The organism is Mesorhizobium sp. M1163 (assembly GCF_040318415.1).
Lineage (GTDB): Bacteria > Pseudomonadota > Alphaproteobacteria > Rhizobiales > Rhizobiaceae > Mesorhizobium.
The window spans coordinates 95,290-107,774 of record NZ_JAMYMF010000003.1 but is presented as its reverse complement, the minus strand read 5'-3'; the positions used below and the strand labels follow the sequence as shown (position 1 = coordinate 107,774).

Genomic DNA, 12,485 nt, shown 5'->3' with positions numbered 1-12,485 from the left:
TGCGATGGAAGCGAATGAGCAGGATCATGCCTTGCTAGGCAACGATCGTGAAACCCGCGGACATGTTGCGTGCCTCGATCTCCTCGACATCGACCTTCGAAACTGCTGCCCCTGGCGGCCCTTGCCAGAGACGTTCGATCACTGTCGAGACCGCCGCATCGGCACCTGCAATCAAGGCTGTCACCGAGCCGTCAACTTCGTTCCGCACCCAACCGGCAAGGCCAAGTCCAGACGCCTCGCGCCGCGCCCAGACCCGGTAGCTGACGCCTTGCACCTTGCCGTATATGCGTACCTGCACCGTCCGGTCGGCCATCGCGCTCTCCATCTTCTGAGTCGAGTCTGGCGCATCGCTGTACAAATTCAACCAGGCAACGTGCATCGAAGGTCTCTCTGCCGATCGCTATCCGCCAGCTTCACGTGCGAGATAGGCGGCGTCTCCATCGAATGATTGACTAAGTCAAATAATAGATCATCATGGTCCTTAGGAGCGATCAGCCCGAAGGAGGTCCACATGCCGGCCGATCGGAATGCCCTTGTCGCGGAGATACGTGGCTTCAATCGCTTCTACACGCGCCTGATCGGGCTGCTCGACCTGACCTTGACGCACAGCGCCTATACGCTGGGCGAGGCGCGGCTGCTGTTCGAATTGGGCAGCCGATCCCGCGCTGCCGCCAATAGCGGCGGTGAGGCTGGGTTTCTGGCACGGGCGTTCCACCTCGATCTCGGACCGGCAGCCTCCGAAATCGCCGCCGAACTCCGGCTCGATCCGGCCTACGTCACGCGCGTCCTGAGGAGATTCGCTGCCGCTGGCCTGACCGAGATACGCACTGACCCAGCCGATCGGCGCAGACGCATCCTCTCGCCAACCGCTCGCGGAAGTGCGGAACTCGCCAGGCTTCAGGCTGCGACGGATCGCGATCTCGCCCGGCTGACGGCCAGCCTCGCCGATGACGCGGCTGCCGAATTATCGGACGCCTTGAAACGGGTCATGCGCCTGCTTGGTGGTGGGGAGAAATAGCGGCAGTACTGGAGGTCGTGGTGTTCCGTCGCCCCTTTTTGCGCCTCAATTCCCCCGCGCTGCCGCCAGTGCGCCGGGCAGTTCCTCGGCAAAAACGTCGAGCTCGTGATCGAGGCCGACGCTGACCCGGATGCAGCGGTCGAGCACTGGCACCATCGGCTTGCGGATGAACACGTCGCGCGACAACAGCGCCCGCAGCACCTTCAGCGCGAAAGCGCCGTCGCGGCCGCAGTCGATGGTGACGAAATTGGTCGCCGAAGCCAGCGGCTTCAGCCCGTTCGCCTCGGCTATTCCGGCGATGCGCCGGCGGCCGGCGGCGACCCGCGCCACCACGCTCTCCAGCCAGGCCTGATCGGCAAGCGCCTCGACGCCGGCGATCTGAGCCATGCGGCTGACGCCGTAATGGTTGCGGATCTTCTCAAAATCGCGAATCACCTGGGCTTCGGCCACCGCGTAGCCGCAGCGTATGCCGGCTAGCCCATAGGCCTTGGAGAAGGTGCGCATGCGGATGACGTTCGGCCGCGCCACATCGATCGGCGGCATCGCTGAGGCTGGCCCTAATTCGCCATACGCCTCGTCGAGCACCAGCATTGTGGTCTCCGGCAAGGCCTCGATGAAGCGGCTGAGCTCGGCCGCTTCCCACCAACTGCCCATCGGATTGTCCGGGTTGGACAGATAGACCAGCGGCGCCTTGTCCCTGGCCACTGCCGCCAGCAGGCCGTCCAGGTTTTCCCGGTCGTTCTCGTAGGGCACTGCGACCAGCCGGCCGCCGACGCCGGCGACGTGAAAGTTGAAGGTCGGGTAGGCGCCGAGCGAGGTCACCACCGCGTCGCCGGGCGCCACATACATGCGCGCCACCAGACTGAGCAGCCCGTCTATGCCTTCGCCGACGACGACGTTTTCGGCGCCGACACCGAGATGTCGGGCCACGGTTACCTTCAAATCGTGATTGTCGGGGTCGCAATACATCCACATGTCGCCGGCAATCTCGGCCATGCGGGCAACGACCCGCGGCGAGGGGCCAAAGCTGCTCTCATTGGCGCCGATACGGGCGCGAAAGGCGCGGCCGCGGTCGCGCTCCTGCGCCTCCGGGCCGACAAACGGCACCGTAGAGGGAAGCGCGTCGATAAGCGGCGTAAGGGGAGGGCGCATAGCAAAGGCTCGTTCGAAAAGGAGCCTTCTTGCTAGCCTGCCGGCTGGGCCTGCGCAAGTTCCGAGGCGGGCGGGCACGTCATGCTGGATTCTCCCGGATCATTTTGCTAGCGAGACATGATGAGCAACCGACTGCCGCCCGCTTGGTCCAAGCACATAAAGTCCCGCCCGGCGCCGAAAGTGGAACCGCCGAAAGTGAAACCGCAGTCGCGCGCGCAGGCCGACGACATGCTGTTGCGACAGGCGCTTGAACTCCAGCAAGCCAAGCGGCTCCCGGAGGCCGAGGAACTATGCCATCGCGTTCTCGCCCGCACGCCCCATCACCCGCTTTCGCTCTACATCCTCGGCACGCTGGGGCTCGGTGTCGACGATGAGCTGGCCTTGGAGTATTTCGCGCGGGCGGCAAGCCAGGCGCCTGAAAATCCATATTTCCACCTCAGCCTGGGAGAGGTCTGCCTGAAGGTTGGCGAGAGCTTGCTTGCGATCAGGCGCCTGCAGCGCGCCTGCGAATTGAACCCCGATCTGGTGGAAGCGCTTTGCGGGCTGGCGCGTGCCTACGTCAACTTCGATAAGGCCGAAATGGCTTTGCCTCTTTACGAGAAGGCGCTGAAGATCAATAGCGATCATCCCATGGTCCGGATAGGTCTGGCTGGTGCGCTCACCAGCGTCGGTCGCATGGACGAAGCCAGAACCTGTCTGAAGCAGGCAATCCAACGTCGCGTCGATGTTGGAGAGGCGTACAATGGCCTGGTTGACACGCGCAAGTTTAGCGAAAAACCTGCCGAGCTCGACTCTATCCTGGACGAACTCTCCAATCCCAAGCTCGACCCGGATGTTGCGTCGCAACTCCATCACGCCGCCGGCAAAGTGCTGAACGATCTTCAGCGTTATGAAGAGGCAATGGATCACTTCCAGAAGGCAAAAAAGGCCGCTGGCCGTGGTTTCGATCTGGCGTCCTTCCGCCGCTATGTCGATTCCATGATCGAGATATTCAACCCATCATTGCTGGAAGCCAAGGCTGGACACGGAAGTCCGTCTGAAGTGCCTGTGTTTGTGCTGGGCATGCCCCGGTCGGGGACGACGCTGACCGAGCAAATCTGCGCGAGCCATCCGGATGTCCACGGCGCCGGGGAACTCACGAAGCTGCGTCGAATGGCAGGCTTGATGGGTTTCAGAATGCAATCGGACGAGGCCTTGCACAGTTCGATCATGTCGATGACCAGGAATCAGTCGAGAGCGCTAGCCGAAGAATATTTGTCCTATCTGCGTCAACACGCGCCAGGCGCGCTCCGCATCATCGACAAGATGCCTCATAATTTTGAAGTTATCGGCTTGATCGGAATTCTCTTTCCCAACGCGCGCATCATTCATTGCCGCCGCGATGCCATCGACAATTGCGTCTCGTGCTTCGTGTTGAAGTTCACCAAGGAGCATGGTTACAACGCCGACCTTGAGACACTCGGATTGTACTACCGCGAATATGATCGCTTGATGCGGCATTGGAATAAGGTCTTTCCCGGACGCATCTTCGAAAGTCGCTACGAGATGCTGGTTGCCGATCAGGAGGCCCAATCGCGCCGTCTCATCGATCATCTTGGATTGCCCTGGGACGGTTCCTGCCTGCGCTTTTTCGAGAAGGACAGATCGGTCAATACACCCAGCCGCTGGCAGGTCCGGCAGCCGATTTATACATCATCGGTCAAGCGCTGGAAAAAGTATGAGAGCACAATCCAGCCGCTGATCCGGTCGCTTGGCGATCTCGCCGAGATTTGATTTGGAGCTGGCGGTCCGCATTGCGTGAATCGTGATATCTGAACCGCGCAGGCTTATGGCTGCTTTCCAGCGTGCGCCCAGATATCAGTCGGTAGAATTTCTCAGCGACTGGCAGAGAACGATCGCGACCTGTAACCGACGCCATGCTCACGCGGCTGGTAGTGGAGTCGCCTCGATACGAAAAACCCGGCGGTTGCCCGCCGGGTTCAATCTCAATCTAGCTCGGACTGTTAGAATGAGCGCTGGAAGCGGAGCATGCCGCCAATGCTGTCCTTGTCGTCGGCGTTGGTCCAGTTGCGATCGTAGGCTTTGTCAAACTGACCGTCGTGGGCCCAATCGACTTCGGCGGTGATCGTGAAGCCGGGAACGATATCATAGGCGACGTTCGCGGCGACACCGTAGTTCTTGTCGTCGTCAACCGATGCCTGGAGGTTGAACGAGGTCTTCTCGTTGATGGTGTAGGTGCCACCACCCCAGACTGCCCAGTTGCCGCCCCACTGCTTGTAGAAGTTGCGGTCGATGTTGTCGTCCGAACCGTAACCGGCCATGAGGAACAATGTCAGGTTCTGTATCGGTGTAACGTCAACGCGAACCTTGCCGGCCCACTCTTCCCACGTGCTGTCATAGGCGGCGACGCCGGTGATCGAGCCCCAGCCCTGCGTGTATTTGAGACCGCCGACGACATACGGGACGTAGCTGTCGATGGAATCATTGCCGCTGTTGCTGTCTTGGAAAACGCCAGGAGCCGCATCGGCACTGCCCGAACCGGTTTCCAACGAAGCTACGGCCGAGAAGCCGTTGCCTGCGTCGAAATAGTACTGGACGACATTGGTGTCGAAGCCGCCGTAGGGAACAAGTGTATCCTGAATGACGTTGCCAGCGTAGCCGCTGAACGTATTGAAGGCCGATTCGTCCTTGCCGACGCGAAGGCCACCGAGCTGGATCCAAGCGAAGTTCAGCGAAACACTCGTACCGCCATTAAAGTTGTCATCAAGGTAATCGTTGTGGTTACCCCAGTTGAAACGAGTCTCGGTGTAGGTCTTCAACGTGCCCATCTCAGTCTCTTGACCGGTCCAGGTCTTCAGCGTGAAGCGGGCGTGCTTGTAGTAGGTATCCTGTTCGTCGCCATCCATTTGATCATGGGTCGACGCACCGTCGAACGAGCCAACGTCACCGATGCCGATGTCATAGCGGACATAGCCGCCGATGCGCAGGCAGGTTTCGGTGCCGGGGATGTAGAAATAGCCAGCGCCGTAGACGTCGCAGATCTTGACGTATTCAGCGGGTTCCGGCTCGGCGACGACGACGGCGTCGGCGGCGCGCGCACCGGAAACTGCGATCAGCGCCGCAGCGGAGCCGAGAAGCAGGCTCTTGATGTTCATTTTCTGACCTCCAGTCAAAAGTTAAAAAACGGGTCTGGGTATTCTTTGCTGAAGGACAGCGTTCCCTGCCCCATCCCCACTACCGAAAAAGATGCGCACCGCGCCGCTCCTTCAAACCCGACATTACCCATGAGGCGGCGGCGTTCAACCACGAACGTACCGGCAAAAGGTTTGTGGTGGCGCTATCGCCTGGCGTTGTTGCACAAATGACACGATTTGGCCTCACTCCGAAAGCTCCCATTAACCATCGGCCCTCCGTAAGCCGTTGCAAACGGCGGATTCCGGCGATGGTCGGCCCGAAATATGACCATGGCCCGAGTCGCGAACCAGGGAATTGCCGCAGAATCGCCACATCGCCGGGCGGCGCTTTGGCGAAGGGTCGATTTTTCAAGGATAATAGCGCCAGCTTGTTGATTGTGCCGGCGCTTTTCTTTATCCACCGGCGCAACGGAGAGGTGGCCGAGTGGTCGAAGGCGCTCCCCTGCTAAGGGAGTAGAGGTCAAAAGCTTCTCGTGGGTTCGAATCCCATCCTCTCCGCCACCCTACGCCCTGCGGGCTTCGGGTGGCAGGCCACCCGGAACCGCATTTTGGGCGTAGGGTGTCGCCCGAAGCTACGAAGTAGCGTAGGGGGACTATGTGGTACGTCTATTTCCTGCAACTTCGTAACGGCGATTTCTATGTCGGGTCGACCAACGACCTTCGGCGCCGCTTCGAATCGCATCGATCAGGCTATGTGACTTCGACCAAGGCCTATCTGCCTGTAACTTTGAAGTCCTACATCGGGGTTGAAACCGAGGCCAACGCACGGCAACTCGAGCGATATTTCAAGACCGGTTCAGGCAAGGCCTTCGCCAGTAAGCGTTTTTGGCGGACAGGGCCTCACTGACGGCCTTAGGACTTATCTATTTGAAAATATAAATAAAAACAGCCGAACGAGCTGCTTTTTGCCGACCTCCGCCCTCGATTCTGACTGGAGGTCAGAAAATGAACATCAAGAGCCTGCTTCTCGGCTCCGCTGCGGCGCTGATCGCAGTTTCCGGTGCGCGCGCCGCCGACGCCGTCGTCGTCGCCGAGCCGGAACCCGCTGAATACGTCAAGATTTGCGACGTCTACGGCGCTGGCTACTTCTACATCCCCGGCACCGAAATCTGCATGCGCATCGGCGGCTATGTCCGCTATGACATCTCCGCTGGTGATGCTGGTGCGTTCACCGGTGCTCGTTACCGGGACTCTTTGGACTTTTTCGATAAGGGCGAGGACAACGAAAACGACGGCTATTTCAAGCGCGCTCGCTTCACGCTGAGGACCTATACCGGCCAGGAAACCGAGATGGGCACTTTGAAGACCTACACCGAGACCCGCTTCAACTGGGGAAGTGGTTATAGCGCAGAACCCGACGCCGGCTTCTCCAGCTTTGGCAGCCAGGGCGTTTCGCTGAACTTCGCCTGGATCCAGCTTGGTGGTCTCCGTGTCGGTAAGGACGAAACGGCCTTCAACACGTTTACCGGCTACGCTGGCAACGTCATCAACGATACGCTGGTTCCCTATGGTGGCTTCGACACCAATGTCATCCAGTACTATTTCGACGGCGGCAACGGCTTCTCGGCCGTGGCATCGTTGGAAACCGGTGAAGGCTTTGATAATCCGGATGTCGGCATCCACGGCGGCCACGACTCCATCGACAGCTATGTTCCGTATATCGTTGGCGGTCTCAAATACACGCAGGGCTGGGGCTCGATTTCAGGCGTCGCCGCCTATGACAGCACCTGGGAAGAGTGGGCCGGCAAGGTTCGCCTCGACGTGACGCCGATGCAGAACCTGACGCTGTTCCTGATGGCCGGCTACGGTTCGGACGACAACATCGACCGCAACTTCTACAAGCAGTGGAGCGGCAACTGGGCAGTCTGGGGTGGTGGCACCTACACCATCAACGAGAAGACCTCGTTCAACCTTCAGGTTGGGTATGACGAAGGGGAGAATCTCGGCATCGCGGCGAATATCGCCTACGACATCGTGCCAGGCTTCACGATCACGGCCGAAGTCGACTACTTGAACGCCGGCAAGTTTGGCGAGGCCGACTTCGACAACTGGACCGGTGCCGACGACGACAGCAACATCGGCGGCGTCCTCCGCTTCCAGCGCTCGTTCTAAGGGCTGGACTTAAGGCAAGTGAATCCAGCCCGGGCGCTTCAACGCCCGGGCTGTTTTTGTTTTCGCGACTGGTGGCAAACAGAAGGAAAAGGGGGTTCGGTAGCTGAACAGGGTTGTGGAACGATGTCGTTGGGATCCGCCAACTGGTGGATGAGATCGGCCGCAACGCTTAAAACTCTTGAAAGGGCACCGCCAAGCAGGTAGGTCTAGACCTATCCACTCGGGGGTGTGGCGAATAATGACGAACGATGCGATTCAAGAGGGAGGAACCTCTGATCATTTTTCGATGTTTTCTTCTCAGACTGCAAAGATAAAATACAGCTATAACAAGATACGAGAAGTAAAGTCGCATAGGATCGGAGAACTTTTTTCGGCATACCGGGATATACTTTGGGATGATGGGCGGCATAAGTACAATGTCAGCTCGTTCATCGGCGAAATAGACGAGATTCTCCTTGGGGAGCGTTTCAGCGCCTTTGACCAAAGCACCCTCGACAACCTTATCGGCACCTTGCGCCAGCGCGGCAACAGCAACGCGACCATCAACCGGAAGATGGCTGCCCTCAGCAAACTGCTGCGCAAGGCTCACAAGATGGGAGATATCCACAGCCTGCCCGAGTTCCGCCGCCAGAAAGAGCGGGCGGGACGGATTCGTTTCCTCGAAAGAGACGAGGAGGCCCGGCTGTTCGCCGCCATCAAGAGCCGCAGCGAGGATGCCTATCGGCTTTCCGTCTTTCTCGTCGACACCGGCTGCCGCCTCGGCGAAGCGCTGGGCTTGATCTGGAACGATATCCAGGAGCACCGCGTCAGTTTCTGGATCACCAAATCCGGCCGCAGCCGCACCATCCCGATGACCGAGCGGGTAAAAGAGGTGATCAAGCTGCCGCCCACCGAGGGCCGCCGGCCCAAAGGCCCGTTCACCAAGCTCAGCCAGGCGCAGTTTCGTGCCATCTGGAACGATGCCAAGGCCGAGGTCGGGCTTGGCGCCGACGATCAGGTCGTGCCGCACATATTGCGCCACACATGCGCCTCGCGTCTCGTCCAGGGCGGCATCGATATCAGGCGTGTGCAGATGTGGCTCGGCCACCAGACGCTGTCGATGACCATGCGCTACGCCCATCTGGCCACCAACGACCTCGACGGCTGTGTCACTGTGCTGGAAACGCCGCGGTGCAGTGGCGCGGACAGCGGCGGCGCAAGTCCTTTGTCTTCTCCACCTTCGGCAAGGCGGGAACCAAAAAGCGAGCCGGTCGCAAGCAAGGCCGCAAAGCCCGCGAAGAGAAGCGCCAAATCCTGACGGTTTGGGTGGTCTGGCGTAAGTCGGTCGATCTGACACATCAAGTCGGCGCTGCCCCCCACCTTACCCTCTCCCCGTGAAAAAACGGGGAGAGGGGAGTTCGTCAGCGTTGCGGCCGTCTGTCCTTCTCCCGTCACTACACGGGGAGAAGGTGCCAGCAGGCGGATGAGGGGCGGCGCCGACATCCAACAATTATTCTCCGGGACGCCAGCAGAGCTGTTAATCGCTGCCAGAATGCTTCACAGGTACAAGATAAGGCAGAGATTTACTTCAACTTACCGTGGTTTTACTTCCAACCGCTCCGCCGCTCCACCCGATCGAAAAAACCAGCGATCCTGCCCGGCAGGATCCCGGACTCCAAAAACGGTGCATGCCCCTGGCCGTCGGCGGTGATCGTCTCGATATCGGTATGGCGCGTCCGCATCTGCTCGAGCGTTTCGGCGGACAGCAGCTTCGAGTTGGCGCCGCGTATGACGAGCATTGGGATGGCCGCCAGCGCGTGGAACTGTGGCCAAAGGTCGGGCATCGGCCGGCTGGGATCGAGGCCCGCCAGCGTATCGACCAGTTTCGGATCGAAATCGGGCAGAAATCCCTCCTCGGTCTCGCGGTAGAGGGCTGACGCCATCCGCTCCCAATCCGCATCGGTCAGCGCCGCAAAATCGGCGCCATGGGTGCTGAGCAGGCCGCGGACCACCTCTGCGTACGCCTTCGGCCTGGGCGCGGGGTCGAGATAGGAGCGGATATGGGCGAGCCCTTGCGTCTCGATCACCGGGCCGATGTCGTTGAGGACGACGGCCTTCAGCACGGCCGGCCGCATCGCCCCGAGCACATGGATGATCAGTCCGCCGCGCGACGTGCCGATGAAGGCAGCCTCCTCGATGCTCAGCGCCGCCAGCCCGGCGAGAATATCGCCAGCTTCGATGCCGATATTGTAATGGCCGATGTCGGCATCGTAGGCGGACTGCCCGCGCCCGCGATAGTCGAAAGCGACGACCTTGCGCTTCGCCTGCGTCGACAGATAAAGCGCCAGCGCGTGAAAATCACGGCAATTGCGGGTCAGGCCGGGCAGGCAAACGACTGGCCAGCGGCCGGAATTCGCTTCGCCGTAGATGCGGGCGTGCAGGGACAGCCCGTCCGGCGCGGCGTAGAAGAAATCGGAGAAACCCTGCTCGGTTGCCATGTGGACTCCGTTCCTCTCGCTGCTGGCTTGTTTCAACTGCTACAGGCGAGGGGCCGGTAGGGTCAAATAGGGGAGGCGCCGAAGTTGCAGGTCCCTCAAGGGGGAGATTGGCTGTCATCGTCGCTTTCGCCAAGTTTCGTCGGATGCAGAAAGGCACTGTCCACGAAGCTGCCGATCTCCCCCTGGTGGGACCCTTGGGGAGATGTCCGGCAGGACAGGGCGGGCCGCTGTCCGCCAACTCGACGTCCGGAACTTTCAAAGCCTGAAACAAAAACCCGCCTCGTTGGGCGGGTCGTCGGTGCGAATCAGCACCATATTTAAATTAGTAGCATAGCTGCCGGCACAAAGCAAGAACAAAATACGCTGTGACCGGCAAACCTGGCTTGAAGCCCGGCCGTCACCCCCGGCCGTTCACCAGATCCCCGACAATATCGTACTTGCCGGAGATACGCATCTTGTAGACCTCATAATTCTCCATCACGCGCTGGACGTAACTTCTTGTTTCCGTATAGGGAATCCGCTCGATCCAGTCGACGACGGCATCGACGTCCTTGCCGCGCGGATCGCCGTATTTCGCCACCCACTGGGCGGCGCGGGCGGGGCCGGCATTGTAGCCCGCGAAGGTCAGCACGTAGGAGCCGTCGAAACGGCCGAGCTGCTCGCCGAGAAAGGCAGCGCCCAGCGTCGCATTGTAGCCGGCATCGGTGGTCAGCCGGGCCTGAGAAAATGTCATGCCAGCCTTCTTGGCCAATTGCTTGGCGGTGCCCGGCATCAGCTGCAGCAGTCCGCGCGCGCCGGCGCTGGAGATTGCGCCGATGTTGAACTCGCTTTCCTGGCGGGCAATCGCATAGGCCAGCGCCTTGCCTGAGCCGGAGATGTTGGCGGTGTCGGGAATGACGCCGAGCGGATGCGACAGCGCGCCGACATCGATGCCGCGGGCGCCGGCGATCTTGCCGATCTTCAGCGCCATGAAATGGTTGCCTTGTCTTTCCGCCAACACCGCAAGCAGCGCCAGCTCGCCGGGGTTGTTCAGCTGCCCGGCGAGGTCGCGGTAGAGCGTCTCGGCATAGCGGTCATAGCCGGCCTCCTGCAGCCGCTTGATGGCGCTGACCGCCTCGCGGGTGGCGAAATTCTGGCGGTCGGCGGCACTTGGCTGTGGGTAGACGATGTTGAGGGTCTGCCGGCCGACGCGCTCGCCGGCGAGCTGGCCGTAAAAGGTCGTGCCGTAGCTTGCGGCGCGGCTGAAATAATCCTTGGCATTGCCGGGGCCGCCGACTTCGGCGGCGCGGCCGAGCCAATAATAGGCGCGCGACAGCGACATCGGCCCTTGGGCGAGCTCCGCGATTCGCGCAAAATGCTTGGCGGCGATGCTCGGGTCGTTGAGGCCGCGCAGCGCGTACCAGCCTGCATGGAATTCCGCCTCGGCAGCATTGGCGGGACTTTCGGCGGCATGCGCGGCGACTATTCTGTAGGCGGTCTTCATGTCGCCCTGGTCGACCAGCTCGCGCGACAGCACCCGGCGCTCGACCCACCAGGCGTCCGGATCGACCAGAGCGTCGCGGTCGCCCGGCGCCTTCATCACCAGCGCGGCGGCGTCGGAAAATTTCTGCTGCTTGCGCAGATATTCGGCTTCGGCAAAGAGATAGCCGGCCGCCCGCTGCGCTGCTGGCACCGCCTTCAGCAGCTTGGCCGCGTTCTTGTCGCCTTTGGTGACTGCCGCCCAGGCATCGGCCAATTGCTGGGCGCGGGCGAGACCGGCGACGCGCAGCGCCGAAGCGACCCGGTCGGCATAAAACATCCGCTCCATGCGGAAGCGATGGTCGGCGGCCGGAATCAGCGCACCGAACTCGCGAATGACCGCCGCCTCGTCCCTGGCTTCGAGCTTTTCGGTCCGCCAGAATGGCGACAGCACCGAGCGCGCCGCCTTGGTATCGCCCAGTGCTACATAGGAGCGGGCCAGGATCACCACGCCCTCGAAGGTCAGCGGCTGGCTGCCGTCGAACGCCCGCACCACGATCTGCGGCGTGGGGTTCTCGCGATAGAGCGCGCGCTCGCTGTTCTTGCGCAAGGCGATTGTACCCGGCCAGTTCGGCAGCATCTTTGCCGCATCGGCGATGTCGCCGCTCGGCACCTGGTCGCCGCCATAGAGCGCGATCGCCCAGGCAAGGATGTGCCGGTCGAGCGATTTGGCCGGCAGCGCTTCGCGCACCTGGCGCGCGCGCGCAATGTCGTTTGCCGCCAGCGCATCGAGACCGCTCTTCAGCACCGCGACGCTCGCGGACGGGGACTGCTGCACCGCATCGTTCTGCGGCTCGGTCATCGGAATCGCCGACGTAACCTGCACATCGACGCTGCTGCCGATCGCCGCGCCGGGAATCAGGGCGACGATCGCGCCGATAAGCGCGAAAAGATGAGGCCGCCTGATCGGCATGGATTTGGTCATCCCCGTTCTTCGACGCTACAACAGACACAGATGAATTGAAGCTTACTCGTCTGTGATGAAGGGCCCGTAAAGAAAACCTTCTCGAGGTC

At 61.0% G+C, this 12,485-nt stretch carries 10 protein-coding genes and 1 tRNA gene; 6 read left to right on the top strand and 5 right to left on the bottom strand.

The window, feature by feature from the left end; all coding sequences use genetic code 11:
- Positions 1 to 34 precede the first annotated feature (34 nt).
- Positions 35 to 313 carry an acylphosphatase gene (locus NKH43_RS04110; protein ID WP_352856731.1) on the bottom strand — a complete coding sequence of 93 codons (279 nt, stop codon included), beginning with the start codon at positions 311 to 313 and terminating at the stop codon, positions 35 to 37.
- 198 nt (positions 314 to 511) lie between these two features.
- On the opposite strand from NKH43_RS04110, the gene NKH43_RS04105 reads away from it, so the two are divergent.
- Complete coding sequence (locus NKH43_RS04105) at positions 512 to 1,018, top strand: MarR family winged helix-turn-helix transcriptional regulator (RefSeq protein ID WP_352856729.1); 507 nt, start codon at positions 512 to 514, stop codon at positions 1,016 to 1,018.
- 45 nt (positions 1,019 to 1,063) lie between these two features.
- On the opposite strand, the gene NKH43_RS04100 is transcribed toward NKH43_RS04105, so the two are convergent.
- Complete coding sequence (locus NKH43_RS04100) at positions 1,064 to 2,170, bottom strand: pyridoxal phosphate-dependent aminotransferase (RefSeq protein ID WP_352856727.1); 1,107 nt, start codon at positions 2,168 to 2,170, stop codon at positions 1,064 to 1,066.
- A gap of 120 nt (positions 2,171 to 2,290) precedes the next feature.
- Here NKH43_RS04100 and NKH43_RS04095 point away from each other — a divergent pair, with 120 nt between their 5' ends.
- Positions 2,291 to 3,943: a tetratricopeptide repeat-containing sulfotransferase family protein gene (locus NKH43_RS04095; RefSeq protein WP_352856725.1), complete on the top strand. Its 1,653-nt coding sequence runs from the start codon at positions 2,291 to 2,293 to the stop codon at positions 3,941 to 3,943.
- A 230-nt stretch (positions 3,944 to 4,173) separates the two neighbouring features.
- Here the strand turns inward: NKH43_RS04095 and NKH43_RS04090 are convergent, their stop codons facing one another.
- On the bottom strand, positions 4,174 to 5,325 hold the full coding sequence (locus tag NKH43_RS04090) for a porin (RefSeq protein WP_352856724.1): 1,152 nt from the start codon (positions 5,323 to 5,325) through the stop codon (positions 4,174 to 4,176).
- A 449-nt stretch (positions 5,326 to 5,774) separates the two neighbouring features.
- Between NKH43_RS04090 and NKH43_RS04085 the strand changes: the two genes are divergently transcribed.
- The 4 genes from NKH43_RS04085 to NKH43_RS04070 all read left to right on the top strand — a co-directional run bounded on the left by NKH43_RS04085 (position 5,775) and on the right by NKH43_RS04070 (position 8,773).
- Positions 5,775 to 5,865 (top strand) — tRNA-Ser (locus NKH43_RS04085).
- Between the two features lie 94 nt (positions 5,866 to 5,959).
- A complete protein-coding gene (locus NKH43_RS04080; RefSeq protein ID WP_352856722.1) occupies positions 5,960 to 6,211 on the top strand; it encodes a GIY-YIG nuclease family protein in 252 nt (83 codons plus the stop codon).
- 98 nt (positions 6,212 to 6,309) lie between these two features.
- The gene (locus NKH43_RS04075; protein ID WP_352856720.1) at positions 6,310 to 7,476 is read left to right on the top strand and encodes a porin; all 1,167 of its coding nucleotides are present in this window, start codon (positions 6,310 to 6,312) and stop codon (positions 7,474 to 7,476) included.
- Positions 7,477 to 7,714: 238 nt separating this feature from the next.
- Positions 7,715 to 8,773, top strand: coding sequence for a tyrosine-type recombinase/integrase (locus NKH43_RS04070; RefSeq protein ID WP_502906453.1), 1,059 nt, complete (start codon positions 7,715 to 7,717; stop codon positions 8,771 to 8,773).
- A 286-nt stretch (positions 8,774 to 9,059) separates the two neighbouring features.
- Here NKH43_RS04070 and NKH43_RS04065 read toward each other — a convergent pair whose 3' ends face one another.
- Together NKH43_RS04065 and NKH43_RS04060 are read right to left on the bottom strand one after the other, a co-directional pair.
- On the bottom strand, positions 9,060 to 9,953 hold the full coding sequence (locus NKH43_RS04065; protein WP_352856718.1) for an alpha/beta fold hydrolase: 894 nt from the start codon (positions 9,951 to 9,953) through the stop codon (positions 9,060 to 9,062).
- Positions 9,954 to 10,350: 397 nt separating this feature from the next.
- Complete coding sequence (locus NKH43_RS04060; RefSeq protein ID WP_352856850.1) at positions 10,351 to 12,384, bottom strand: lytic transglycosylase domain-containing protein; 2,034 nt, start codon at positions 12,382 to 12,384, stop codon at positions 10,351 to 10,353.
- Positions 12,385 to 12,485: the final 101 nt, after the last annotated feature.

What these genes read in the sequence shown, in the direction of transcription:
- NKH43_RS04110 (WP_352856731.1), bottom strand. Translation starts at nt 313, where the DNA reads ATGGCCGACCGGACGGTGCAGGTACGCATATACGGCAAGGTGCAAGGC.
- NKH43_RS04105 (WP_352856729.1), top strand. Translation starts at nt 512, where the DNA reads ATGCCGGCCGATCGGAATGCCCTTGTCGCGGAGATACGTGGCTTCAAT.
- NKH43_RS04100 (WP_352856727.1), bottom strand. Translation starts at nt 2,170, where the DNA reads ATGCGCCCTCCCCTTACGCCGCTTATCGACGCGCTTCCCTCTACGGTG.
- NKH43_RS04095 (WP_352856725.1), top strand. Translation starts at nt 2,291, where the DNA reads ATGAGCAACCGACTGCCGCCCGCTTGGTCCAAGCACATAAAGTCCCGC.
- NKH43_RS04090 (WP_352856724.1), bottom strand. Translation starts at nt 5,325, where the DNA reads ATGAACATCAAGAGCCTGCTTCTCGGCTCCGCTGCGGCGCTGATCGCA.
- NKH43_RS04080 (WP_352856722.1), top strand. Translation starts at nt 5,960, where the DNA reads ATGTGGTACGTCTATTTCCTGCAACTTCGTAACGGCGATTTCTATGTC.
- NKH43_RS04075 (WP_352856720.1), top strand. Translation starts at nt 6,310, where the DNA reads ATGAACATCAAGAGCCTGCTTCTCGGCTCCGCTGCGGCGCTGATCGCA.
- NKH43_RS04070 (WP_502906453.1), top strand. Translation starts at nt 7,715, where the DNA reads ATGACGAACGATGCGATTCAAGAGGGAGGAACCTCTGATCATTTTTCG.
- NKH43_RS04065 (WP_352856718.1), bottom strand. Translation starts at nt 9,953, where the DNA reads ATGGCAACCGAGCAGGGTTTCTCCGATTTCTTCTACGCCGCGCCGGAC.
- NKH43_RS04060 (WP_352856850.1), bottom strand. Translation starts at nt 12,384, where the DNA reads ATGCCGATCAGGCGGCCTCATCTTTTCGCGCTTATCGGCGCGATCGTC.